This window comes from Sphingomonas sp. PWP1-2 (assembly GCF_049898305.1).
GTDB lineage: Bacteria > Pseudomonadota > Alphaproteobacteria > Sphingomonadales > Sphingomonadaceae > Sphingomonas > Sphingomonas glacialis.
This window is the reverse complement of sequence record NZ_JAFCXM010000002.1, coordinates 501,874-524,675: the sequence shown is the minus strand read 5'-3', so window position 1 is coordinate 524,675 and position 22,802 is coordinate 501,874. Positions and strand designations below refer to the sequence as shown.

Below are 22,802 nucleotides of genomic sequence, written 5' to 3'. Positions count from 1 at the left end.
TTGCGGGAGGGGCAGGGGAGGGAACGACCTGGAACGCTTGCGGTCCGCCTGAGCAAGAAGGCAAGGTAGGGGGAGAAACATGCAAGTCGACTTCTACCACCTCACCGCGCAACCGCTCGAACGCGTGCTCCCGCGCATCGCCGAGCGCGTCGTCGAGACCGGCGGCCGCCTGTTGGTCGTCGCCGAAAGCGTCGACCAGCGCGGCGCGCTCGACCGCCTGCTGTGGACCTATGCCCCCGACAGCTTCTTACCCCACGCACAAGCCGACGGCGAGAGCGACGCCGCCCAGCCGATCCTCATCACCGACCGCCCCGCCGCCGCCAACGCCGCGCGCAACATAGCGCTTGCCGACGGTGTGTGGCGCGAGGAAGCGCTCGGCTTCGACCGCGCCTTCCACTTCTTCGACGAGGAGCGCATCACCCAAGCGCGCGCCGCGTGGAAAGCGCTCGCCGATCGCTCCGGGATCGAGCGCCGCTACTGGAAACAGAATGACGGCGGCCGGTGGGAGCAAGCCGCCTGAGGCTTGCATCCGACCGGGCGCCCGACTAGGGGATCGCGACTTTCCAAACGCCTTTCAAACACAGGAGCTTCACGGTCATGGCCGCGAACCGCACTTTTTCGATCATCAAGCCCGACGCCACGCGTCGCAACATCACCGGTGCCGTCACCAAGATGCTCGAGGAAGCAGGCCTTCGCGTCATCGCCTCGAAGCGCATCCAGATGACCCGCGAGCAGGCCGAAGGCTTCTACGCGGTCCACAAGGAGCGTCCGTTCTTCGGTGAGCTCGTCAGCTTCATGATCTCGGGGCCGGTCGTCGTGCAGGTGCTCGAGGGCGAGAACGCGATGCAGCGCAATCGCGACATCATGGGCGCGACCAACCCGGCGAACGCCGAGGCCGGCACGATCCGCAAGGAGCTCGCCGAGTCGATCGAAGCCAACACCGTGCACGGTTCGGATTCGGACGAGAATGCCGAGATCGAGATCGCCTATTTCTTCAGGCCTGAAGAAATCGTCGGCTGATGCCAAAGTGGCGCGTGCGACGGGCAGGGCCGGCGGATGCCGACCTGCTGTCGCTCGTCGCCAACGCGGCGTTCCTCGACACCTATGCGCCGTCGCTCGCCGGCGCCGATCTCGTCGCGCATTGTCTCAAGAACAATAGCGCGGCGGTTTTTGCCAAATGGCTCGCCGATCCCGCGACGGTCGTCACCGTCGCGGAGATCGAGCCCGGGTTTGCGCCGATCGGCTACGCCGTGCTGACCGCACCCGACTTTCCGATTGCGCTGCAGCCCGGCGATATCGAGCTGCGCCGGATCTACACGCTGCGACAGGCCTATGGCAGCGGCATCGGCGCCGCGCTGATGGCGCAGGCGATCGCCGATGCTGTCCTGGTTGGCGCCAAGCGTGTGTTGCTCGGCGTATGGGATCAGAATGCCCGCGCCCGTGCCTTTTACGAACGCAATGGATTTAGCGTCATCGGCACCCGCGACTTCGTTGTCGGCGGCGAGGTGCATGTCGACCCGGTTTACGCGCGCGGACTTTGAACCCCGGCTGTAACGGCGTCAGTCGTTGGTCTTCGGCCGCTGCCCCGCCCAGATGACATCGAGCCGCTTCTGCGTCCCGCCGAGTTCGTGGAGCCGCAGGCTCTCGAGCTTGACGGACCGTCCAAACGGAAACCCGCCCTCGGTCTTCCACCCGATATCGTAGATGCCACGCGTGCTGCGCGGCGTGTCGCCATCCCAATAGGTCAGCGCGATCAGCACTGGCAGTCGCCCGGTCTTCTTATCGGGCCCGCCATCGGTCGCTTTCAGCAAGGCATGGTCGAACCAGCCGCGATCGATCGTATCGCCAACGGTATCCTTGGTGCCGACGCTGAGCGCGGTCGGGAAGGTAACGGTCGCGTCGCGGATCGCATGGCGGTCGTCGTGCGCGAGCAGCAACGCGGTGCCGTTCGAGGCTGGCGCCGCGCGGATGTCGAAGCGTGATTGCTCGCGCGCTGCCTTGATCGAGGCGACCTGCTTGTCGGCTTCGTCTGCGCGGTGATCGGCCCAGTTGAGGTACAGGCTGCCGCCCGCAATAAGCAACCCGGCGACCGCGATGAATTCGCCGAGGTTGATCCAACGCCGCCGCGTCGCCGCTGCTTCGGCCTTGGCGACCGCCTCGGTCGCAGCGACTTGCAGTTCGGGATCGCGCGGCTGGTCGCTCATCGTCCACCCGCTTCGAGCAAGCGCCGTGGCGCGGCCAATTCCCAGCTGATCGCGATTCGGTCGCCGACGCGGTCCCAATCGGTGTCGTCACGATCGAGCCGCATCGCGACCCAGCCCGATGCGCCGAGATAGGCCGGGCGGAAATAGGTCTCGGGATCGGCTTCGATCAGCATCGCCTGCTCGTCGACCCCGGTGGTCTTGACGATCACGACGGTTTCGCCGTCGCCGTGATGATCATGCCAGAAATAGGCGAAGAACTTGCCATCGGCGATCAGGAAGCCGGGTGCCCCGTGCGACGGGCGTTCGGTGGTTTCGGGCAATGCCAGCGCCAGTGCGCGGACCTTGGCGAGGGCGGATTCGGGATTGGGGCTCATCGTTTTACGAACTCTGCCAGAACCTGGGGGTAAAGGCGATGCTCGGCCTCGAGCACGCGCGCGGCGAGGCTGTCGGGGGTGTCACCGGCCACGATCGGCACTTCGGCCTGGCCGAGCACGTCGCCACCATCGAGCTCCTCGGTGACGATATGGACCGAGCAGCCAGCAACCGCATCGCCCGCTTCGATCGCACGGGCGTGGGTATCGAGGCCTTTGTACTTGGGCAGGAGCGAAGGGTGGATGTTGATGATCCGGCCCGCCCAGCGCGCGACGAAGCCGTCGGAGAGCAAGCGCATGTAGCCGGCGAGCGCGATGACCTCGACGCCGGCCGCGACAAGCGCGGCGTCGATCGCGGCTTCATAGTCGGCCTTCGGGATGCCCTTGGGCGACTGCGTGAAGGTGGCGAGGCCGCGGTCGCGTGCCCAAGCTATGCCGGCGGCGTCGGGCTTGTCCGATGCGACGAGCGCGACGTGATAGTCCTGCGCGGCCTCGACCAGCGCCATCATATTGGAGCCACGCCCCGAGAGCAGAATGCCGACCTTGACGCTCACTGCCCCCCTCCCGTTTGCGGGAGGGGCTGGGGGTGGGCACCCGAAATCGACGGTAGCTGCCGGTGATAGCGCGCGCCCACCCCCGACCCCTCCCGCAAGCGGGAGGGGGGAAGACGACGTTCACCCATGGTTATGCGTCGCAGTCCAATCGGCACGACCGCCCCACGTCTCGACCGAGCCCGAAACCGTGCACCCGCGCACGCCAGCCTCGATCGTCCCGATCGCGAACACCGTCTCGCCCGCGGCTTCGAGCCCGGCGGTCACCGCCGCGACCTCGTCCGCAGCCACCACAGCGACCATCCCGATCCCGCAATTGAAGGTCCGCGCCATTTCCTCGGGCTCGATATTGCCCTGTGCCTGGAGGAACGCCATCAACCGTGGCTGCGCCCAGGCATCGGCGTCGATCTTCGCATGCGTGCCGTCGGGCAGCACGCGCGGGATGTTCTCGAGCAAGCCGCCGCCGGTGATGTGCGCCAGCCCCTTGATCCGCTTCTCCGCAAGCAACGGCAGCAATGCCTTCACGTAGATGCGCGTCGGCGCCATCAACGCATCGATCAGCAAGACGTCCGCATCGAACAGCGCCGGCCGGTCGAGCTTCCAGCCCTTGTCGGCGGCAAGGCGGCGCACGAGCGAAAACCCGTTAGAATGCACACCAGCCGAGGCGAGCCCGAGCACGACGTCGCCCGGCGCGATGTCAGCCCCGGTCAACACGCGATCGCGCTCTACCGCCCCGACACAGAAGCCTGCGAGATCATAGTCGTCGGCGGCATACATCCCCGGCATCTCAGCCGTTTCACCACCGATCAGTGCGCAGCCCGCCTGGCGACAGCCCTCGGCGATCGAGGCGATCACGCGCTCGGCGACCGCAGGGTCGATCTTGGCGGTCGCGTAATAATCGAGGAAGAAGAGCGGTTCGGCACCCTGGACGATCAGATCGTTCGCGCACATCGCGACGAGATCGATCCCGACCCCGTCATGCGCATTGTGCTCGATCGCGAGCTTGAGCTTGGTCCCGACCCCGTCGTTCGCAGCGACGAGCAGGGGATCGACGAACCCCGCCGCCTTAAGATCGAACAGACCGCCAAAGCCGCCCAATTCCGCATCGGCACCCGGCCGACGCGTCGCCTTGGCGAGCGGTGCGATCGCGCGCACCAGCGCATTGCCAGCGGCAATCGAGACGCCCGCTTGGGCATAGGTGTAGGACTCGGTGTCCGGGTTCGTTTCGCTCATCGTGCCCGCCTAGCCATATCCTGCTTGGATTTCCACGCCTCCTTCGCCAAAAGGGCGCCGACATGTCGATCCGCCGCCTTTCCACGCCCGTAAAGTTCGCTGCGGCGCTCGCCCTGACCGCGTCGGGTGGGCTGGTGCTCGCGCAAGTCGACGATTCCGATCAAGGTGTCGCCGCCGCCGACAGCTCGGGCAGCTATGAAGTGAGCGGCATTCAGATCGACGTTACCGGCAAGAGCGCCGAAGCCGCGCGCTATGCCGGGTGGCGGATCGCGCAGCGTAAAGGTTGGGACATGCTGTCGCGCCGGATGGGCAGGGGCGGGGGCACGCTGCCCGACGGTACGCTCGACGCGATGGTGTCGGGGATTGTCGTCGAGAACGAACAGATCGGCCCCAACCGCTACGTCGCCAAGCTCGGCGTGCTGATCAGCCGGGCGCGGGCGGGGTCGATCCTCGGCGTTTCGGCCGAGGCGTCGCGCTCGTCGCCGATGCTGACGATTCCGATCGAAGTGAGCGGCGGGGTCGCCACCGGCTTCGAACAGAAGACCGCCTGGCAGGACGCGTGGAGCCGCTATCGCACCGGCAACAGCGCGGTCGATTATGTCCGCCCGACCGGCACCGGCGCCGACGCGCTATTGCTCAACCTCGGCCAGACCGAACGTCCGGGTCGCGGCTGGTGGCGCGTCGTGCTCGATCAATATGGCGCGACCGATGTGCTCGTGCCCAAGGTCACGCTGCGTCGCGAATGGCCCGGCGGACCGATCATCGGCGTGTTCGAGGCGCGGCATGGCCCCGACAATCGGCTCGTCACCCAGTTCACGCTGCGCGTCGACCGCGCCGACGCGCTCGCTGTTTTGCTCGACGCCGGGGTCAAGCGGATCGACGAAGCCTATCAGGCGGCGTTGCGCGGCGGCGGGCTCAGTGGCGATTCCGGCCTCGCCTATGTCACGCCCGTCGCCACGCCGACGCCGGTCGCCACGCCGACCGAAGTCGTGCCGATCGATCGCGGGATCGACGGCTTGCCGGGCCCCGCCGCGACCAAAAGCGGCGTTACGATCACGGTCCAGGCCGACACGCCGACCGCCGGCTCGGTCACGGGAACCGAAAGTGCGCTCCAGGCGATTCCGGGCGTTCGCTCGGCGATCACCACCAGTCTCGCGATCGGCGGCGTGTCGGTGCTGCGCGTCGCGTATGACGCCGATCCCGCGGTATTGCGCGCCGCGCTCGAATCACGCGGTTGGAGCGTGAGCGCGAGTGGATCGACCCTCCGCATCCGCCGCGGCGGTTCGGCGGGGCAGGGGAGCCAACCCAACCCTACCGATTCGCCGACGGGGTGATCTGATGCTCCCGGCACAAATGGCACTTCCGCTCGACTGGCCAGCCGATCCGCGTGACGATGAATTCCTGATCGGGGATTCGAACATGCGGGCGGTGCAGCAGCTCGAACATTGGAGCACCTGGCCCGTGATGGCCGTGGTCGTCACCGGCCCGCGCAAATCGGGTCGCAGTCTGCTGGCGCGCATCTTCGCGGCCAAGACCGGCGGCGGGTTGATCGACGATGCCGAGCGGCAGAACGAGACGAGCATCTTCCACGCGTGGAACCGCGCGCAGGAGGATCGCCGCCCGGTCGTGATCGTCGCCGACGCGCCGCCGCCCGAATGGTCGATCAAGCTCCCCGACCTGCGATCGCGGCTTGCCGCGAGCCCGACGGTGCGGATCGGCGATCCCGACGAGGCGCTGATGCGCGCAATCTTCGAGCGTCAATTCCTCAGGCGTGGTATCGATGCGCGGCCGGAGGTGATTCAATGGCTCGTCCTGCGGGTGGAACGCACCCATATCAGCTTGCTGCGCACGGTCGATCTGCTCGACCAGGCGCTGTTGGCGCGGCACAAGCGCCTGTCTATCCCGCTCGCACGGGTGACGTTGATCGAAGCCGGACTGATCCCGGGCGCGGCACCCGACTTGTTCCCCGAATCGACGGAAACCCGATGACCCGCCCAGCCCATCTCGCGAGCCTGGACCATGACGACGATCCGTTTGCGGGCAGCGAGGGGAGCGACCGCTATTTCAATCGCGAGCTCTCCTGGCTCGCCTTCAACCGCCGCGTGCTCGAGGAAGCGTGCAACACTGCGCATCCGCTGCTCGAGCGTGTGCGCTTCCTGTCGATCTCGGGGTCGAACCTCGACGAATTCTTCATGGTCCGCGTGGCTGGGCTCAAGGGCCAGCAATTGCAGGACGTCGCGCGGCTGTCGAACGACGGGCTGACCTCGGGGCAGCAGCTCGCGGCGATCGTCGCCGAGGCCGATGCGCTGGTGACGAGCCAGCGCGACGTGTGGCGCGATCTGCGGCGCCAGCTCGCCGAGACGGGCATCGCGGTGCTCAGCTCGCGGACGATCGACGAGGCGCTATCGGGCGAGGATCTCGCCTGGCTCGAGACGCAGTTCCGCGAGCAGCTCTTCCCGATCCTGACCCCACAAGCGCTCGACCCCGCGCATCCCTTCCCGTTCATCCCCAACAAGGGGCTCGCGGTGATGTTCGACCTCGTCCGCATCTCGGACGACCAGCCGATCCGCGAGCTCGTCATGATCCCCGCGCCGATGCCGCGGTTCCTGCGCCTGCCGGGCGAGAAGGCGCGCTACATCGCGGTCGAATCGCTGGTGAAGCGTTTCGCCCCGCTTGTCTTCCCGGGCTACCGCGTGATCGGCGGCGCTGAATTCCGCGTGCTGCGCGACAGCGATCTCGAGATCGAGGAAGAAGCCGAGGATCTCGTCCGCTACTTCGCCAACGCGATCAAGCGGCGTCGGCGTGGCCGCGTCATCCGGCTCGAACTCGAAAGCGGGATGCCCAAGCGGCTCGGCTCGGTGCTGCGCGACGAACTCGGCGGCGCGGACTGCTTCGTCACCGAGAGCGGCGCATTTCTCGGCGTCGGCGATCTCGAGGCGATCGTCGACGAGGATCGTCCCGATCTCAAATTCCCGCCCTTCTCGCCGCGTTTCCCCGAGCGAGTTCGCGAATATGGTGGCGACTGCTTCGCCGCGATCAAGGCGAAGGACATCGTCGTCCACCACCCGTACGAGACGTTCGACGTGGTGCTCGCCTTCCTCAAGCAAGCGGCCGCTGACCCCGACGTCGTCGCGATCAAGCAGACGCTGTACCGCGCGGGCAAGCAGCCTGCGGTCATCAACGCGCTGATCGCCGCGGCCGAGGCTGGCAAGTCGGTCACCGCGGTGGTCGAGTTGAAGGCGCGCTTCGACGAGGAGCAGAATCTGCTCTGGGCCTCGGCGCTCGAACGCGCCGGCGTCCAGGTCGTCTATGGCTTTATCGATTGGAAGACGCACGCCAAGGTCTCGATGGTCGTCCGCCGCGAGAGCGGGCAATACCGCACCTACTGCCATTTCGGGACTGGCAATTACCATCCGATCACCGCCAAGGTGTATACCGATCTCAGCTTCTTCACCGCCGACCCGCGGCTCGGGCTCGATGCCGCGCAGATGTTCAATTACATCACCGGCTATGTCGAACCCGAGAACATGGCGCTGATCAGCCTCTCGCCGCGCGATCTCCGCCCGCGGCTGATGCGGCTGATCGATACCGAGATCACCAACGCCAAGGCCGGCCGACCTGCCGCGATCTGGGCGAAGATGAACTCGGTGGTCGACCCGGCGGTGATCGACAAGCTCTACGAAGCGAGCGACGCCGGAGTGCAGATCGACCTCATCATCCGCGGGATCTGTTGTCTCAAGCCCGGCGTCCCTGGCCTGTCGGAGAACATCCGCGTGAAATCGGTGATCGGCCGCTTCCTCGAGCACAGCCGCATCTGGTGCTTCGGCAATGGCGGGATGCTGCCCAACGACGGCGCGCAGGTGTTCATTTCCTCGGCCGACTGGATGCAGCGCAATTTCGATCGCCGGATCGAATATATGCTGCCGATCGAAAACAAGACCGTCCACCAGCAGATCCTCGACCAAGTGATGGTCGCCAACCTGATCGACAACGAGCAAAGCTGGGAGCTGCAGGGCGACGGGTCGTACGTCCGCACGCAGCCGGGCGATCGACCGTTCAACCTGCATCGCTATTTCATGACCAACCCGTCGCTGTCGGGGCGCGGCGCCTCGCTCGCGGCGAGTGGTTCGGTGCCCAAGCTTTCGCTCCGAAACCGGCGCTAAGCCGATGGACACCACCCCCAGGATCTCGGCGGCGTCATCTGACAACGCTGTCTCCGGTAATCGCGTCGTCGCGCGCGAGCAGGATCCCGCCGAGCCGCGCACCGCGATCATCGATATTGGATCGAATTCGATCCGCCTGGTTGTCTATCAAGGGCCTGAGCGAATGCCCGCGACCTTGTTCAACGAGAAGGTGATGGCCGGGCTCGGCCGCGGCCTGGCCGAGACTGGCGCGATTGCCGAGACAGGCATCACGGTCGCCAAGGACGCACTCGCGCGTTTCGCTGCTGTCGCGCGCGAGATGGAAGTGACCCGGCTGCGCACCGTCGCGACCGCAGCGGTGCGCGATGCCTCGAACGGTAAGGTCCTGCTCGATGCGGCGCGCGATCTCGGGCTCGAGGTCGAATTGCTCAGCGGCGAGCAGGAAGCGACCGGTGCCGGCTACGGCGTGTTGTCTGCGATCCCGCAGGCCGATGGCATCGTCGGCGATCTCGGCGGCGGCAGCCTCGAGCTGATCCGCATTCGCGGCGGCAAGGTCGGCGAGCGCGTGTCGTTCCCGCTCGGCGTGCTGCGCATCGGCGCGATCCGCGACAAGGGGCCGGGCGTATTACAGCGTGAGGTCGCGCGTGCGCTCGATCGCGCGGGCTGGACGGGGAAGGGGGCGGGGTTGCCGCTCTATCTCGTCGGCGGATCGTGGCGCGCGCTCGCACGGCTCGACATGCACCTCGGCAGTTACCCGCTTCCCGTGATCCACGAATATGCGATGTCCGCCGAAGCGATCGCGCGGATGGGGCGGACGATCAGCCACGTCAACAAGAGCTGGCTGCGCGCGATCCCGGGCCTGTCCGCCGCACGCGCGGCGACGCTGAGCGACGGGACCGCGCTGCTCGTTTCTTTGCTCAAACATCTCGGCAGCGACACCACGATCGTCTCGGCCTTCGGGCTGCGCGAAGGACTGCTCTACGGCGCGCTAGCCCCGGACGTCCGCGCGCAGGATCCGCTGATCGTTGCGACGCGCGACGAAGGCCGGCGGCATGGCCGCTTCGCCGAGCATGGCGACTTGCTCGATCGCTGGATCGCGCCGCTCTTCACGCGCGACCGGCCCGAAATGGCGCGACTGCGGCTCGCGGCGTGCTTGCTCGCCGATGTCGGTTGGCGCGCCAATCCCGAATTCCGCGCCGAGCGCGGCGTCGAAGTCGCGCTCCACGGCAATTGGGTCGCGGTCGACGCGCGCGGTCGTGCGCTGATCGCACAGGCGCTCCACACGAGTCTGGGCGGCGGGGTCAACACGCCCGCGCCGCTTGCGGTGCTCGCCGATCCGCTCGACTTGAAGCGCGCGGTGCATTGGGGGCTGGCGATGCGGCTCGGGCAGCGGATGAGCGGTGGGCTGGCCGGACCGCTCCAGCGCTCGTCGCTTGCCGACGATGGCGAGACGGTGACGCTGCGCGTAAAGAGCAGCGATATCGCGCTGTACAGCGAGACGGTCGAGCGGCGTCATGCCTCGCTGGCAACGGCGCTGGGACGCAAGGCGGTGATCGTAGAGTAGGCCCCTTCGTCACCCCGGGCTCGTCCCTGAGTGCACCGGGATGCGCGCACAACACGCGCAGGACGCGCGGCACGGTGGACCCCGGCACAAGGCCGGGGTGACGGACGGGGTTAAGTCCGTCGAACGTCGACTAAACCGCGATATCCTCAGTCCGCGTCATCTTGAGCTTGCCGTTGACCACCGCGAATGCCAGCCGCCCCTCGACCAGATCGAGCGCGTCGCGCCCGAACTGCTCGAACCGCCAGCCCTGCAGGATCGACAGCCCCTCGCGCTGCCCAGCCGCGAGCGCGTCGATATCGTCTGTCCGAGCCAGCAACCGCGCGGCGACGTCGATTTCTTTCGAGCGGATCTTGAGCAGCAGCTTGAGCAGGTCGGCGACCAACGCGCCGTCCTTGCCCATCCCCGGCTTGCGGTCGTCGCGCGACGGCAGTTCGTCGGCCGACATCGGCTCGGCATGTTCGAGCGCCGCCATCAGCCGCGCGCCGATGTCGTTCTGCGCCCAGGTCGCGGAAAGCCCGCGCACCTTGGCAAGATCTGCCTGCCGCTTGGGCGCATGGCCCGCCAGATCGGCGATCGTCTCGTCCTTGACGATCCGCCCGCGCGGCAGATCCTTGCCGCGCGCCTCGATCTCGCGCCAGCGCGCCAGCGCCTTGAGCCGACCGAGCACCTCGGGCTTGCGGCTCGGCACCTTGATCCGGCGCCAGGCTTCCTCGGGATCGTTCGCATAATTCTTGGGATCGCCGAGCCGCTCCATCTCCTGGTCGAGCCACGCGCCGCGGCCGGTCTTGCGCAGCCGCTCGAGCATCTTCGGGAAGATCCGCGCGAGATGCGTCACGTCGCCGATCGCATATTCGATCTGCCGCGCGTCGAGCGGACGGCGGCTCCAGTCGGTGAAGCGCGCGCCTTTGTCGACCGTGATGCCGAGCCAGGCATCGACGAGGTTCGAATAGCCGACCTGCTCGCCTTGCCCCAGCGCCATCGCCGCGACTTGCGTGTCGAACAGCGGATGCGGCGTCGTGCCGGTGAGGTTGTAGACGATTTCGAGATCCTGCCCGCCGGCATGGAAGACCTTGAGCACGTCCTCGTTATTGACCATCAGCTGGAGCAGCGGGCTCATGTCGAGCCCCGGCGCGAGCGGGTCGATCGCCGCCGCCTCGTTCTCATCGGCGATCTGGATCAGGCAGAGTTCCGGCCAGAAGGTGTTCTCGCGCATGAACTCGGTGTCGATGCAGACGAAATCGGCTTGCGACATTCGGGCGCAGAGATTGGCGAGGGTGGCACTGTCGGTGATCAGGGGATGGATATGCATCTCCACCCCATAGCGAGGGTCGCGCGCCTTGACAAAGGCGGGTTGTAGAGGGAAGCGCATCGACCATATCCGCCGCCGCCTCGGCGGAGGCCGGGGCCGCTGCGCTGTCACGCGTTGCGCTCCGATACACAGCGGCCCTGGCCTTCGCCGGGGCGACGAACATGAGAAGATCTATGCACGCTTATCGCACTCATACTTGCGCCCAGCTCCGCGCCGCGGACGTCGGCACCACGGTCAAGCTGTCGGGCTGGGTCCATCGCAAGCGCGATCACGGCAATCTGCTGTTCGTCGATCTGCGCGACCATTACGGCATCACGCAGATCGTCACCGACAGCGACAGCCCGGCGCACGCGGTGCTCGACAAGCTCCGCCCCGAGTCGGTCGTGACGATCACCGGCGAAGTGGTCGCGCGGTCGAGCGAGACGGTGAACGCCAATCTCCCCTCGGGCGAGATCGAGATCCGCGCGCGCGACGTCGTCGTCCAGTCGGTCGCGCACGAGCTGCCGATGCCGGTGTTCGGCGAGGCCGAATACCCCGAGGAAATCCGCCTCAAATATCGCTATCTCGATCTGCGGCGCGAGCGGCTCCACGCCAACGTGCTGCTGCGCTCGAACGTCATCTCGTCGCTGCGCCAGCGGATGATCGGGCAGGGCTTCACCGAATTCCAGACGCCGATCCTCACCGCCTCTTCGCCCGAAGGCGCGCGCGACTATCTCGTCCCCAGCCGCGTCCATCCCGGCAAGTTCTACGCGCTCCCGCAGGCGCCGCAGATGTTCAAGCAGCTGCTGATGGTCGCGGGCTTCGACCGCTATTTCCAGATCGCACCGTGCTTCCGCGACGAAGACGCGCGCGCCGATCGGTCTCCGGGTGAATTCTACCAGCTCGATTTCGAGATGAGCTACGTCACGCAGGACGACGTCTTCGCCGCGATCGAGCCCGTGCTCCACGGCGTGTTCGAGGAATTCGCCAACTGGCAGGGCAAGGGTCGCACCGTCTCGGCGCTGCCGTTCAAGCGCATCCCGTACCGCGAATCGATGCTCAAGTACGGCAACGACAAGCCTGACCTGCGCAACCCGCTGATCATCACCGACGTGTCCGAGCACTTCAAGGGTTCGGGCTTCGGTCGCTTTGCCTCGATGGTCGAGGGCGGCGACGTCGTCCGCGCGATCGCGGCGCCGAACACGCACGAGAAGAGCCGCAAGTTCTTCGACGAGATGAACAGCTGGGCGCAGAGCGAAGGCTTCCCCGGCCTCGGCTATGCGACGCAGAAGGACGGCGTGTTCGGCGGCCCGATCGCCAACAACCACGGCCAGGATGGCATGAAGGCGATCGCCGAGGCGCTCGGCCTCGGCCCTAACGACGGCATCTTCTTCGCAGCCGGCAAGGCGGCGCAGGCCGCCAAGCTTGCCGGCCTTGCGCGCACGCGCGTTGCCGACCAGCTCGGCCTGATCGACGACAAGCGCTTCGAATTCTGCTGGATCGTCGATTTCCCGATGTTCGAATATGACGAGGACGCCAAGAAGGTCGATTTCAGCCACAACCCCTTCTCGATGCCGCAGGGTGAGATGGAAGCGCTCGAGACCAAGGATCCGCTCGATATCCTCGCGTTCCAGTACGACATCGTCTGCAACGGCATCGAGCTGTCGTCGGGCGCGATCCGGAACCATCGCCCCGAGATCATGTACAAGGCGTTCGAGATCGCTGGCTATACACAGGCCGATGTCGATACGAACTTCGCAGGGATGATCAACGCCTTCAAGTTCGGGGCGCCGCCGCACGGCGGCTCCGCGCCGGGTGTCGACCGCATCGTCATGCTGCTGGCGGACGAACCCAACATCCGCGAGGTCATCACCTTCCCGATGACGCAGAAGGCCGAGGATCTGATGATGGGCGCGCCCAATTTCGCGACGCCCAAGCAGCTCAAGGAGTTGAACCTGCGTTCGACCGCCGGCGTCGCGACCGCGAAGCCCGCAGACGAAGCGGTGCGTCCGGCCTAACGCTCTCCCGTTTCGGGAAGGGCTGGCGCAAAAAGGCTCCCCTCCCGCACGAGGGGGGCTGTGCCCGTAAACACTCCCCTCCCGCTTGCGGGAGGGGCTGGGGGAGGGCAGTGTCGTCCAATGACAACGAACCGCGCATTTTCTCTCCCAACCCCTCGCGCCAGCGGGAGGGAACTGTGACGATCCAACTCTCCGACTACGAATCGGGCAAACCGTTCGACGGCGATTACGACGCCGAGCTCAAAAAGCTCCAGACGCGCCTGTCGCATATCCAGGTCGCGCACATCGTCCACCGCAAGCGTGCGATCGTCCTGCTCGAAGGCTGGGATGCGGCGGGCAAGGGCGGCATCATCCAGCGGCTGTGCGCCGACTGGGATCCGCGCAATTTCGAGGTCTGGCCGATCAAGGCGCCGACCCAGGACGAGCTCGACCGGCACTTCCTGTGGCGCTTCTGGACCAAGCTCCCGGCGTGCGGCGACATCGCGGTGTTCGATCGCAGCTGGTACGGCCGTGTGCTCGTCGAGCGCGTCGAAGGCTATGCCAAGGACGCCGAGTGGAAGCGCGGTTACGACGAGATCAACGAATTCGAGGCGCAGCAAGCCGATTCGGGAACGACGATCGTCAAGCTGTTCGTCCATGTCTCGACCAAGGAGCAGGACGAGCGGCTGGCAAGCCGGCTCGATCATCCCTGGAAGCGCTGGAAGACCGGCGCCGACGATTATCGCAACCGCGAGAAGCGGCCGGCGTATCTTGATGCGATGCACGACATGTTCAAGCGGACCGATACGCGCTGGGCACCGTGGACGGTGATCGACGGCAACGACAAGAAAGCCGGCCGCATCGCCGCGCTCACCGCGATCGCCGAGCGGCTCGAGGCGCATGTCGACATGACGCCACCCGAGCTCGACCCGGAAATCGAGGCGATCGCGCGCAAGGCGCTGGCACGTAAGCCCTGACGGGCCGGCGCGTCAGCGACGCGCGATCAGATCCATAGCAGGACGAGCGGGACGATCGTTCCCGCGACGAGCATTGCGATCGAGACCCGTCGCATCGAGCGGATCGACAATGCAATCACGACGCCCGTGATCGTCGAAGCGCACAAGGCGATCGACAGCAGGACGACGAAGATCTTGAGCGGAAGCGGGGACGGCCGCTTGGGGCCGGCGCGCTCGGCCTCGCCGCGCGGCTTGGCCGCTTCGCCGGTGGGCTTGGGTTGCTCGGCGCGCGGCGGGCGGGGCGGGCCCTGATCCTTGTGGACGCTGGCGATCCACACGATCCAGTTCGGCGGCGTGCCGCCATAGCCGCGCGCTTCCTGCAGCCGGAAGGTTTGCAACGCACCGCTGACCGAGAACAGCAGGATCATCGGCGCGAAGAATAGGCCGAGATAATGGTGATAGCGGCGCAAGGTCCGCAGCGTGTTGGGTCTCATCCGCGATGTGCTACGCGAACGATACGACTCGGGCAATTGCGGACCTTACGCGGGTGCGAAGTCGCCCGTTTCGTCCATCACATGCAGCACGCCGTCGGCAATCGCGAAATAGGCGCCGCGCAACCGCAGCGTCCCGGCGGCCTCGGCCTCGCGGATGTTGGGGAAAGTGCGCAGATTGGCGATGCTGACACGCACCGTTTCGAGCTCCATCTCGCGGATCGCGGCGGGGCCGGTGCCGTGCTCGGCGACGATCCGGTCGCGCGCCGAATCGAGCATGTCGATCCAATGCGCGATGAAGCCGCCTTCGCCCGGCGCCTTGCCCTCGAACGCGCGTGTCAGCGCCGCGTTCACGCCGCCGCACGATCCGTGGCCCATCACGACGATCTCGCCGACCTTGAGCTGGCTCACCGCGAATTCGAGCGCGGCCGAAACGCCGTGGCGCGACCCGTCGAGCTCGAACGGCGGCACCAGATTGGCGACGTTGCGCACGACGAAGATCTCGCCCGGCGACGTGTCGAATACCTGCGCTGGATCGACTCGGCTGTCCGAGCAAGCGATCACCATCACCTTGGGGCTCTGCCCCTCGGCCAATTCCGCCCAGCGGTCGCGCTGACGGATATAGTCGGTGGAACGGAAGCGGTGATACCCGCCGACGAGATCGCTGAAATCGGTCATGTGCTGCTTTTAACGGAGGAGAAGAGGGGGTGGCAAGCCGCGTCGTCAATCGCTATCTGCACAGCCATGAACGAGATGTCCCCGCTCGCCCGCCCGCCCCGCGAACGCAAGCCCGACTGGCTGCGGGTCAAGGCGCCCACTTCGGCGGGGTTCGCCGCGACCCGCGAACTGATGCGTTCGAAGAGCCTGACGACCGTCTGCGAAGAAGCGGCCTGCCCCAACATCGGCGAATGCTGGAGCAAGAAACACGCGACGGTGATGATCCTCGGCGATACCTGCACGCGCGCCTGCGCGTTCTGCAACGTCAAGACGGGGATGCCGCGCGCAGTCGACAAACTCGAACCGCAGAATGTTGCCGATGCGGCGGCGCAGATGGGGTTGCAGCACATCGTCGTAACCTCGGTCGATCGTGACGATCTGCCCGACGGTGGGGCGTCGCAGTTCGTCAAGGTGATCCAGGCGCTCCGCGCGACCACGCCGACGACGACGATCGAAATCCTCACCCCCGATTTCCGCAACAAGACGCAAGCCGCGGTCGAGTCGATCGTCGAGGCCGGCCCCGACGTCTACAACCACAATCTCGAGACCGTCCCGCGGCTCTACACGACGATCCGCCCGGGTGCCCGCTATTATGCCTCATTGCGGTTGCTCGAGAGCGTCAAGCGCCACGATCCGCGGATCTTCACCAAGTCGGGCGTGATGCTCGGCCTCGGCGAGGAGCGGCTCGAAGTCCATCAAGTGATGGACGACATGCGCAGCGCCGAAATCGACTTCCTGACGATGGGGCAGTATCTCCAGCCCACCCCGCGCCACGCCAAGGTGATGGACTTCATCCCGCCAGCGACGTTCGACGCATACGCCGCGATCGCGCGCGCGAAGGGCTTCCTGCTCGTGGCAAGCTCGCCGCTGACGCGCTCGAGCTATCACGCCGGCGACGATTTCGCCCGCCTGCGTGCCGCGCGTGAGGCAAAGTTCGCAGTCCGGTAATGCCGCGTCATTCCGAAACCCGGCGATTGCCCTACACTCCCGAGCAGATGTTCGATCTGGTCGCCGACGTCGGCCGCTATGCCGAGTTCCTGCCATGGGTCTCGGCGATCCGCGTCCGCTCGAACAGCGCGACCGAGCTTACCGCCGACATGATCGTCGGCTTCAAGGGCCTGCGCGAGACCTTCACCTCGAAGGTCGACAAGGAACGCCCCAACCGCATCCATGTCGAGTATCTCGACGGGCCGCTCAAATATTTGCGCAACGACTGGGTGTTCCGGCCCGACGGGGCGGGTTGCGCGGTCGACTTCACCGTCGACTTCGCGTTCAAGAACCGCGTGTTCGAGATGCTTGCGGGCCAGGTGTTTGGCACCGCGCTGCGCAAGATGATCGGCGCGTTCGAGGACCGCGCCGCGGTGCTCTACGCGTCGCCCGCGGCCTCGGGTGGCAATAGCAGTTCGAGCGCGCACAGCGCCGCCTGAAGCCGCACCCCGCCGCGTCCGAGATTGCCGAAATCCTTGCGATCGGCGACGACATGTCCCGGATCGGCACCGCGTTCGGCGCGTGCGAAGACGACGGTGCCGACAGGCTTCTTCTCGGTTCCGCCGCCTGGCCCCGCTACGCCGGTGATGGCCACGGCAATGTCGGCGCCAGTCGCCTCGAGCGCGCCCTGCGCCATGCTCCATGCGGTCGCCACCGACACCGCCCCGAACGTCTCGAGCACATCGGCGCTGACGTTGAGTATCTCGAGCTTGGCGTCGTTCGAATAGGTCACGAACCCGCTCTCGAACATTTCGGACGATCCCGGGATCTCGGTCAGCGCCGCGGCGACGAGCCCGCCGGTGCAGCTTTCCGCAAGCGTCACGCGGCGTCCGGCTGCGAGATTGGCGGTGACGACTTTGCGCGCTGCCTCGACCAGTTCGGCGGGCAGGATCGAATCGATCTTATCCATGGGTCGGGCAAATCGAGAAGGGCGCGCGTGTCTTGCTGCGGTCGGTGCCGAGCTGGAACAGTTCGACCACCAGCGCGGCGGTGTTGGCGACGGGCAGCGGAGCGAGCAGCCCGGTGATGCGATCGATCCGCGGGCAGTCGCCGGGCTTGATGTCCTTGGCGATCAGCGGCCCCATGATCGTCGAGATCAGCGGGCGCAGCACGTCGGGGTTCATGTCACGTAATTGCTCTCCGCCGAGCTTGCCGATCGCCGGCTTGGCGGCGATCCAGGCCGCATCGCCATTGGCGCGATAGCGCGCGATCAGCGCGGGGAGCCCCGCGCGCAGCGTCGCCGTCGCCGGGAGCGCCGTCGCACACGTCTTGCCGACCGCGTCGAGCACGTCGGGCAGCGCGACCTGGACGAGCGACTGCCCTTCTTGCGTGGTGAGGCATGGCAGGTCGGTCGGGGCCGCTTGCGCGCCGACCATCGCGGTCGCCCCGATCCAGAGTGCTGCGAATGTGCGCAATCGCTTCATTTCTTGCCCCCTGGAACGCGGACCGTCGCCGCCGCCTGCGCCGCAATGCCTTCGCCGCGCCCGGTGAAGCCGAGCCGCTCGGTCGTCGTCGCCTTGATGCTGACCTGATCCGTGTCGAGCTGCAAGAGCTCTGCGATCCGGTCGCGCATCGCGGCGCGGTGCGGGCCGATCTTGGGCTCCTCGCACATCAATGTCAGATCGACGAAATCGATGATCCCGCCGCGCTCGGTGATGAGCGAGGCGGCATGTTGTAGGAACTGCGCCGAGTCGGCACCACGCCATTGCGGGTCGCTCGGCGGGAAGTGCGTGCCGATATCGCCCGCCGCGATCGTGCCAAGCAGCGCATCGGTGATCGCGTGGAGCGCGACGTCGGCGTCGCTGTGTCCCGACAGGCCCTTGTCGTGCGGAATCTTGACGCCACCGAGCCACAGCTCCTCGCCTACTTCGAGCCGATGGACGTCGAACCCGGTCGCCATGCGCGTGCGCAGCGTGGTGGCGAGGCGGTCCTCGGCGGCGGCGAAATCGGCGGGGTGGGTGATCTTCTCGAGCATGGGGTCTCCTGCGACCAGCGCGACGCTGCCGCCGGCGGCACGCACCATCTGCGCGTCGTCGGTCGGTTCGTCACCCGATCCGTCATTTGGCCAGCCGCGATGCGCGGCGAGGGCGGTTGGAAAGAGAAAGGCCTGCGGCGTCTGGATGCGATGGAGCGAGTCGCGCGGCACGGTTTCCCCGAGCTCGACATCGCCCTTGGCGAGCGTGTCGGCGACGGGGAGGGCAGGGACGGCGCCGTCATGCGTATCGAGCGCGGCAAGCAGACGGTCGATGACCGCGGCGCTGAGGAACGGCCGGGCGGCGTCATGGATAAGCACGCGCGCGACCGCATCCGTCACCCCGGCGGAGGCCGGGGCCGCTGCGTTGTTCGCGTCGTCCGTCGAAACGAGGCGGCCCCGGCCTTCGCCGGGGCGACGATCGAGCGCTTCCAGGCCGGCGAGCACCGACAACCGCCGCGAAGCGCCGCCGATCACATACTCCACTTCGCCAAGCGCCGCGCGCAACGCCGCTTCCTGCCCAGCTCCGATCACCACGATAACCCGGTCGATCGCCGGATGCGCCGAGAGCGCAGCATAAGAGTACGCCAGCACGGCCTTGTCGCCGAGCGGTGCGTATTGCTTGGGGATCGGGCTGCCCGAGCGCACGCCGGTTCCGGCGGCGACGATCAACGCAGCGGTGCGGGGGTTCGTCATGCGATGAGCGCCTAGCCCAACCGCGCGCGACCCGCCAGCCCAGCTGCATATGCTTGCCGCTTCGCGCCCTTTCCCCTATAGGCTGCCCGTTTTTCAGGCAGACCCTATCCCGTGACTTCGCGCCTCGCCCCGCTCCAGATTGGCCCCGTGACGATCGCCTCGCCGGTGATTCTCGCACCGATGACGGGCGTCACCGACATGCCGTTTCGCACGCTCGTGCGGCGCTATGGTTCGGGGCTCAACGTCACCGAGATGGTGGCGAGCCAGGCCGCGATCCGCGAAACGCGCCAGTCGCTGCAAAAGGCCGCCTGGGCGCCGATCGAGAACCCCGTCTCGATGCAGCTGGTCGGCTGCACGCCGTACGAAATGGGCGAGGCGGCCAAGCTCAGCGAGGATCGCGGCGCTGCAATCATCGACATCAACATGGGCTGCCCGGTGCGCAAGGTCACCAACGGCGATGCCGGCTCGGCGCTGATGCGCGATCTCGACATGGCCGGGGCCATCATCAAAGGCGTGGTCGATGCGGTCAGCGTTCCCGTCACGCTGAAGATGCGGATGGGGTGGGACCATGCGAGCCTCAACGCGCCGGAGCTGGCGCAGATCGCGCAGGATCTCGGGGTCAAGCTCGTCACCGTCCACGGTCGCACGCGCAACCAGATGTACAAGGGCAATGCCGACTGGGCGTTCATCCGCTCGGTCAAGGACGCGGTGAGCATCCCGGTGATCGCCAATGGCGACATCAATTCGATCGAGGATGCCGAGGCGGCGCTCGAGCAGTCCGGCGCCGATGGCATCATGATCGGCCGCGGATCGTACGGCCGCCCGTGGCTGCTCGGTCAGGTGATGGAATGGTTCGCCACCGGCCGGCGCGTCGAAGACCCGTCGATCGAAGAGCAATACACCGTCATTGCAGAGCATTACGAGGCGATGCTCAGCCATTACGGCAACGAGACCGGCGTCAACATGGCGCGCAAGCATATCGGGTGGTACACGCGCGGCCTCCACGGCTCGGCCGAGTTCCGCAACAAGGTCAATCAGATCCCCGACCCCAAGGTCGTCAAGGCGATGCTCGCCGAATTCTACGCCCCCTGGTGCAGCCGCGCCGCCGCGTGAAGGCGATCGGGGGGCCAGATTTCGCCGATCTGTTCGCGGCGCTGCCCGTGGCGGTGCTCGTCGTCGATGACACCGGCTGCATCGTCTTTGCCAATGCCGAATGCGAGACGTTGCTCAACCTCTCGGAACGCGCGATGCTCGGCCATCCGCTCGTCTCGGTGATGACCCCGCCGAGCCAGCCAAACGCCCGCGACAATCACGGCCTCGCCGCATTCGACACCGAGATCGCGCTCAAGCGCGGCGGCAAGATCCGCGTCGATTATATCGAGACGCGCGTCGCCGATCATCCCGGCTGGCACACGATCACGCTGCACCATGCCGCCACCTCGCGCCGGATGGGCCACAGCGCCGACCGCGCCGCGGCGGCGCGCGCCGCGATCGGCGCGGCGGCGATGCTCGCGCATGAGATCAAGAACCCGCTCTCGGGCATCCGCGGCGCGGCGCAATTACTGTCTAAGGGGAAGGGGGCCGAGGAGCTGACCACGCTCATCACCACCGAGGTGGACCGCATCGCCGCGCTGATCGACCGGATGCAGGATTTCACCGATACGCGGCCCTTGAAGCTCGCGCCCGAGAACATCTATCCGCTGCTCGGCCATGCGCGCCGCGTCGCGCTCGCCGGCTTTGCGCGCCACGTGACGATCGAGGAGCGGTTCGATCCGTCGCTCCCCACGGTCCAGCTCGATCGCGATGCGATCCTGCAAGTCGTGCTCAACTTGCTCAAGAACGCCAGCGAAGCGACGAGCGAGCAGGCCGATGCGCGGATCACGCTCGCCACCGCCTATCGTCACGGCATGGCGGTCGCGCCCGCCCCCGGAAAGCCGCGTCAGCGCTTGCCGATCGAGATCTGCGTGAGCGACAATGGCCCCGGGCCACCCGCCGACATTGCCGAACATCTGTTCGACCCGTTCATCTCGGGCAAGCCGGAGGGGCAGGGGCTCGGCCTCGCGCTCGTCGACAAGCTGGTGCGCGACATGGGCGGGATCATCCAGTTCGCGCGCGAGGGAGCCCCGCCAATGACCGTCTTCCGCATCCTGCTGCCGCGAGGCGATGCGTGAGCCGCACCGGCCGGATCCTCGTTCTCGACGACGATGCCGCGATCCGCACCGTCGTCGGGCAAGCGCTAAAGCGCGACGGCCACCGCGTGCTGACCGCCGCGACGATCGCCGAGGCCGAGGTGCAGCTCGCGACGGCTTTGCCCGACGTGCTGATCAGTGACGTCAAGCTGCCAGACGGCAACGGGCTCGATCTGGTCGAGCGTATCGTGCTGGCGCATCCCGGGCTCCCCGTCATCGTGCTGTCGGCGCAGAACACGCTGACGACGGCGGTGCGATCGACCGAAGTCGGCGCGTTCGATTATCTGCCGAAGCCGTTCGATCTCGATGCGCTCTCACGCACCGTGCAGAGCGCGCTGTCGCGTGGGTCGGGCGGCATTGCGGAGCCGATCGAGGCCGAGGACCGTGCGCTGCCGCTGATCGGGCGATCCCCCGCGATGCAGGACGTCTACCGCATCATCGCGCGCGTCGTGTCGAACGACCTCACCGTCCTCGTCTCGGGCGAATCGGGAACCGGCAAGGAGCTCGTCGCGCGCGCGATCCATGATCTGGGCCCGCGCCGCCGCTCGCCCTTCATCGCGCTCAACATGGCGGCGATCCCGCGCGACCTGATCGAGGCCGAGCTGTTCGGCCACGAACGCGGCGCCTTTACCGGCGCGCAGGCGCGCTCGGCCGGGCGCTTCGAGCAGGCTGCGGGCGGCACGCTGTTCCTCGACGAAATCGGCGACATGCCAATGGAAGCGCAGACGCGGCTGCTGCGCGTGCTGCAATCGGGTGAGTTCACCACGGTCGGCGGCGCGCGGACGATTCGGGCGGACGTCCGCATCGTTGCAGCGACCAATCGCGAGCTCGCACAGCTCGTCGCGAGCGGGCAATTCCGCGAAGATCTGTTCTACCGCCTCAATGTCGTGCCCGTGATGCTGCCCGCGCTTCGCGCCCGGCGGCAGGACATCGCGCTGCTGGCGCGGCATTTCCTCGACCGTGCGGCCGAGGATGGGCTACCGCGCAAGCAGCTCGATACCGATGCGATCGCCGTGCTCGAAGCCTATGACTGGCCCGGCAACGTCCGCGAGCTCGAGAACATGATGCGCCGCGTCGCCGTGCTCGCGCGCGACGAGCGAATCGACGCCGACGAGGTCCGCGCGACGCTCGGCGGAGCGGTGCCGTCGATTGCGACGCACGTCGACGCCGGCATCGATGCGGCGATCCGTGCGCGGATCGAGCGACTGGCGATCGAGGAACCCGCCGCGCTCGACGACGGAACGCTCTATGACCGGATCATCGCCGAGGTCGAACGGCCGCTGATCGAGGCGCTCCTCGCGCGGCACGGGCAGAACCAAGTGCGCACCGCGCGGGCGCTCGGGATCAACCGCAATACGCTGCGCAAACGACTCGACGTGCTTGGAATCGACCCCTGATCGGCCCGCGACGACGCCGGGAGGGGGCCCGAAGGGGGCCGAAGTGC

Annotated in this window: 24 protein-coding genes; 14 read left to right on the top strand and 10 right to left on the bottom strand. The window is 66.9% G+C overall.

Features of this window, described 5'->3' with window-relative positions:
• Positions 1-79: 79 nt before the first annotated feature.
• The 3 genes from ACP7C5_RS07325 (at position 80) to ACP7C5_RS07315 (ending at position 1,541) form a co-directional block, all read left to right on the top strand.
• Positions 80-520, top strand: a complete 441-nt coding sequence (locus ACP7C5_RS07325; protein ID WP_426263723.1) for a DNA polymerase III subunit chi — start codon at positions 80-82, stop codon at positions 518-520.
• 77 nt (positions 521-597) lie between these two features.
• On the top strand, positions 598-1,020 hold the full coding sequence (gene ndk / locus ACP7C5_RS07320) for a nucleoside-diphosphate kinase (RefSeq protein ID WP_426263722.1): 423 nt from the start codon (positions 598-600) through the stop codon (positions 1,018-1,020).
• Positions 1,020-1,541: a GNAT family N-acetyltransferase gene (locus tag ACP7C5_RS07315; RefSeq protein ID WP_426263721.1), complete on the top strand. Its 522-nt coding sequence runs from the start codon at positions 1,020-1,022 to the stop codon at positions 1,539-1,541. The genes ndk and ACP7C5_RS07315 overlap by 1 nt, the downstream gene beginning before the upstream one ends.
• Before the next feature lie 18 nt (positions 1,542-1,559).
• Here ACP7C5_RS07315 and ACP7C5_RS07310 read toward each other — a convergent pair whose 3' ends face one another.
• The 4 genes from ACP7C5_RS07310 to purM form a co-directional block, all read right to left on the bottom strand.
• Complete coding sequence (locus tag ACP7C5_RS07310) at positions 1,560-2,204, bottom strand: hypothetical protein (RefSeq protein ID WP_426263720.1); 645 nt, start codon at positions 2,202-2,204, stop codon at positions 1,560-1,562.
• The gene (locus ACP7C5_RS07305) at positions 2,201-2,578 is read right to left on the bottom strand and encodes an MmcQ/YjbR family DNA-binding protein (protein WP_354285561.1); all 378 of its coding nucleotides are present in this window, start codon (positions 2,576-2,578) and stop codon (positions 2,201-2,203) included. The genes ACP7C5_RS07310 and ACP7C5_RS07305 overlap by 4 nt, the downstream gene beginning before the upstream one ends.
• Positions 2,575-3,084 (bottom strand): phosphoribosylglycinamide formyltransferase, encoded by a 510-nt coding sequence (gene purN, locus ACP7C5_RS07300; protein WP_426263910.1) that lies wholly within the window; start codon positions 3,082-3,084, stop codon positions 2,575-2,577. Before purN ends, ACP7C5_RS07305 begins: the two co-directional genes overlap by 4 nt.
• Before the next feature lie 165 nt (positions 3,085-3,249).
• Positions 3,250-4,359: a phosphoribosylformylglycinamidine cyclo-ligase gene (purM, locus tag ACP7C5_RS07295; RefSeq protein ID WP_322163850.1), complete on the bottom strand. Its 1,110-nt coding sequence runs from the start codon at positions 4,357-4,359 to the stop codon at positions 3,250-3,252.
• 62 nt (positions 4,360-4,421) lie between these two features.
• On the opposite strand from purM, the gene ACP7C5_RS07290 reads away from it, so the two are divergent.
• The 4 genes from ACP7C5_RS07290 to ACP7C5_RS07275 are packed head-to-tail and all read left to right on the top strand — an operon-like array spanning position 4,422 to position 10,065.
• On the top strand, positions 4,422-5,693 hold the full coding sequence (locus tag ACP7C5_RS07290) for a heavy-metal-associated domain-containing protein (protein ID WP_426263719.1): 1,272 nt from the start codon (positions 4,422-4,424) through the stop codon (positions 5,691-5,693).
• Between the two features lie 19 nt (positions 5,694-5,712).
• A complete protein-coding gene (locus ACP7C5_RS07285) occupies positions 5,713-6,348 on the top strand; it encodes an HdaA/DnaA family protein (RefSeq protein WP_133191952.1) in 636 nt (211 codons plus the stop codon).
• On the top strand, positions 6,345-8,522 hold the full coding sequence (locus ACP7C5_RS07280) for an RNA degradosome polyphosphate kinase (protein WP_426263718.1): 2,178 nt from the start codon (positions 6,345-6,347) through the stop codon (positions 8,520-8,522). Before ACP7C5_RS07285 ends, ACP7C5_RS07280 begins: the two co-directional genes overlap by 4 nt.
• Before the next feature lie 4 nt (positions 8,523-8,526).
• Complete coding sequence (locus ACP7C5_RS07275) at positions 8,527-10,065, top strand: Ppx/GppA family phosphatase (RefSeq protein WP_240699051.1); 1,539 nt, start codon at positions 8,527-8,529, stop codon at positions 10,063-10,065.
• 130 nt (positions 10,066-10,195) lie between these two features.
• On the opposite strand, the gene rnd is transcribed toward ACP7C5_RS07275, so the two are convergent.
• On the bottom strand, positions 10,196-11,374 hold the full coding sequence (gene rnd / locus ACP7C5_RS07270; RefSeq protein WP_426263717.1) for a ribonuclease D: 1,179 nt from the start codon (positions 11,372-11,374) through the stop codon (positions 10,196-10,198).
• Positions 11,375-11,547: 173 nt separating this feature from the next.
• Between rnd and aspS the strand changes: the two genes are divergently transcribed.
• On the top strand, positions 11,548-13,371 hold the full coding sequence (gene aspS, locus ACP7C5_RS07265) for an aspartate--tRNA ligase (RefSeq protein WP_426263716.1): 1,824 nt from the start codon (positions 11,548-11,550) through the stop codon (positions 13,369-13,371).
• A gap of 176 nt (positions 13,372-13,547) precedes the next feature.
• Positions 13,548-14,327: a polyphosphate kinase gene (locus tag ACP7C5_RS07260; protein ID WP_322163845.1), complete on the top strand. Its 780-nt coding sequence runs from the start codon at positions 13,548-13,550 to the stop codon at positions 14,325-14,327.
• A 26-nt stretch (positions 14,328-14,353) separates the two neighbouring features.
• Here ACP7C5_RS07260 and ACP7C5_RS07255 read toward each other — a convergent pair whose 3' ends face one another.
• Both ACP7C5_RS07255 and ACP7C5_RS07250 read right to left on the bottom strand, forming a co-directional pair.
• Entirely contained in the window at positions 14,354-14,800 is a 447-nt protein-coding gene (locus ACP7C5_RS07255; protein ID WP_426263715.1) for a hypothetical protein, read from the bottom strand.
• 45 nt (positions 14,801-14,845) lie between these two features.
• Positions 14,846-15,475: a carbonic anhydrase gene (locus tag ACP7C5_RS07250; RefSeq protein ID WP_189674697.1), complete on the bottom strand. Its 630-nt coding sequence runs from the start codon at positions 15,473-15,475 to the stop codon at positions 14,846-14,848.
• A gap of 66 nt (positions 15,476-15,541) precedes the next feature.
• Between ACP7C5_RS07250 and lipA the strand changes: the two genes are divergently transcribed.
• Together lipA and ACP7C5_RS07240 are read left to right on the top strand one after the other, a co-directional pair.
• Positions 15,542-16,462, top strand: a complete 921-nt coding sequence (gene lipA / locus ACP7C5_RS07245) for a lipoyl synthase (RefSeq protein WP_189674698.1) — start codon at positions 15,542-15,544, stop codon at positions 16,460-16,462.
• Positions 16,462-16,941, top strand: coding sequence for a type II toxin-antitoxin system RatA family toxin (locus ACP7C5_RS07240; protein WP_133188183.1), 480 nt, complete (start codon positions 16,462-16,464; stop codon positions 16,939-16,941). Before lipA ends, ACP7C5_RS07240 begins: the two co-directional genes overlap by 1 nt.
• On the opposite strand, the gene ACP7C5_RS07235 is transcribed toward ACP7C5_RS07240, so the two are convergent.
• The 3 genes from ACP7C5_RS07235 to ispF are packed head-to-tail and all read right to left on the bottom strand — an operon-like array spanning position 16,881 to position 19,169.
• Complete coding sequence (locus tag ACP7C5_RS07235; RefSeq protein ID WP_426263714.1) at positions 16,881-17,411, bottom strand: CinA family protein; 531 nt, start codon at positions 17,409-17,411, stop codon at positions 16,881-16,883. The two genes, ACP7C5_RS07240 and ACP7C5_RS07235, sit on opposite strands and share 61 nt — an antisense overlap.
• Positions 17,404-17,925: a hypothetical protein gene (locus tag ACP7C5_RS07230; RefSeq protein ID WP_426263713.1), complete on the bottom strand. Its 522-nt coding sequence runs from the start codon at positions 17,923-17,925 to the stop codon at positions 17,404-17,406. Before ACP7C5_RS07230 ends, ACP7C5_RS07235 begins: the two co-directional genes overlap by 8 nt.
• Entirely contained in the window at positions 17,922-19,169 is a 1,248-nt protein-coding gene (gene ispF / locus ACP7C5_RS07225) for a 2-C-methyl-D-erythritol 2,4-cyclodiphosphate synthase (protein WP_426263712.1), read from the bottom strand. The genes ACP7C5_RS07230 and ispF overlap by 4 nt, the downstream gene beginning before the upstream one ends.
• A 111-nt stretch (positions 19,170-19,280) precedes the next feature.
• Here ispF and dusB point away from each other — a divergent pair, with 111 nt between their 5' ends.
• The 3 genes from dusB to ntrC are packed head-to-tail and all read left to right on the top strand — an operon-like array spanning position 19,281 to position 22,755.
• Positions 19,281-20,282 carry a tRNA dihydrouridine synthase DusB gene (gene dusB, locus ACP7C5_RS07220; RefSeq protein WP_189674701.1) on the top strand — a complete coding sequence of 334 codons (1,002 nt, stop codon included), beginning with the start codon at positions 19,281-19,283 and terminating at the stop codon, positions 20,280-20,282.
• Positions 20,258-21,340, top strand: a complete 1,083-nt coding sequence (locus tag ACP7C5_RS07215; RefSeq protein WP_133188193.1) for a two-component system sensor histidine kinase NtrB — start codon at positions 20,258-20,260, stop codon at positions 21,338-21,340. The genes dusB and ACP7C5_RS07215 overlap by 25 nt, the downstream gene beginning before the upstream one ends.
• Positions 21,337-22,755 (top strand): nitrogen regulation protein NR(I), encoded by a 1,419-nt coding sequence (gene ntrC / locus ACP7C5_RS07210; RefSeq protein ID WP_133188195.1) that lies wholly within the window; start codon positions 21,337-21,339, stop codon positions 22,753-22,755. The genes ACP7C5_RS07215 and ntrC overlap by 4 nt, the downstream gene beginning before the upstream one ends.
• Positions 22,756-22,802 lie beyond the last annotated feature (47 nt).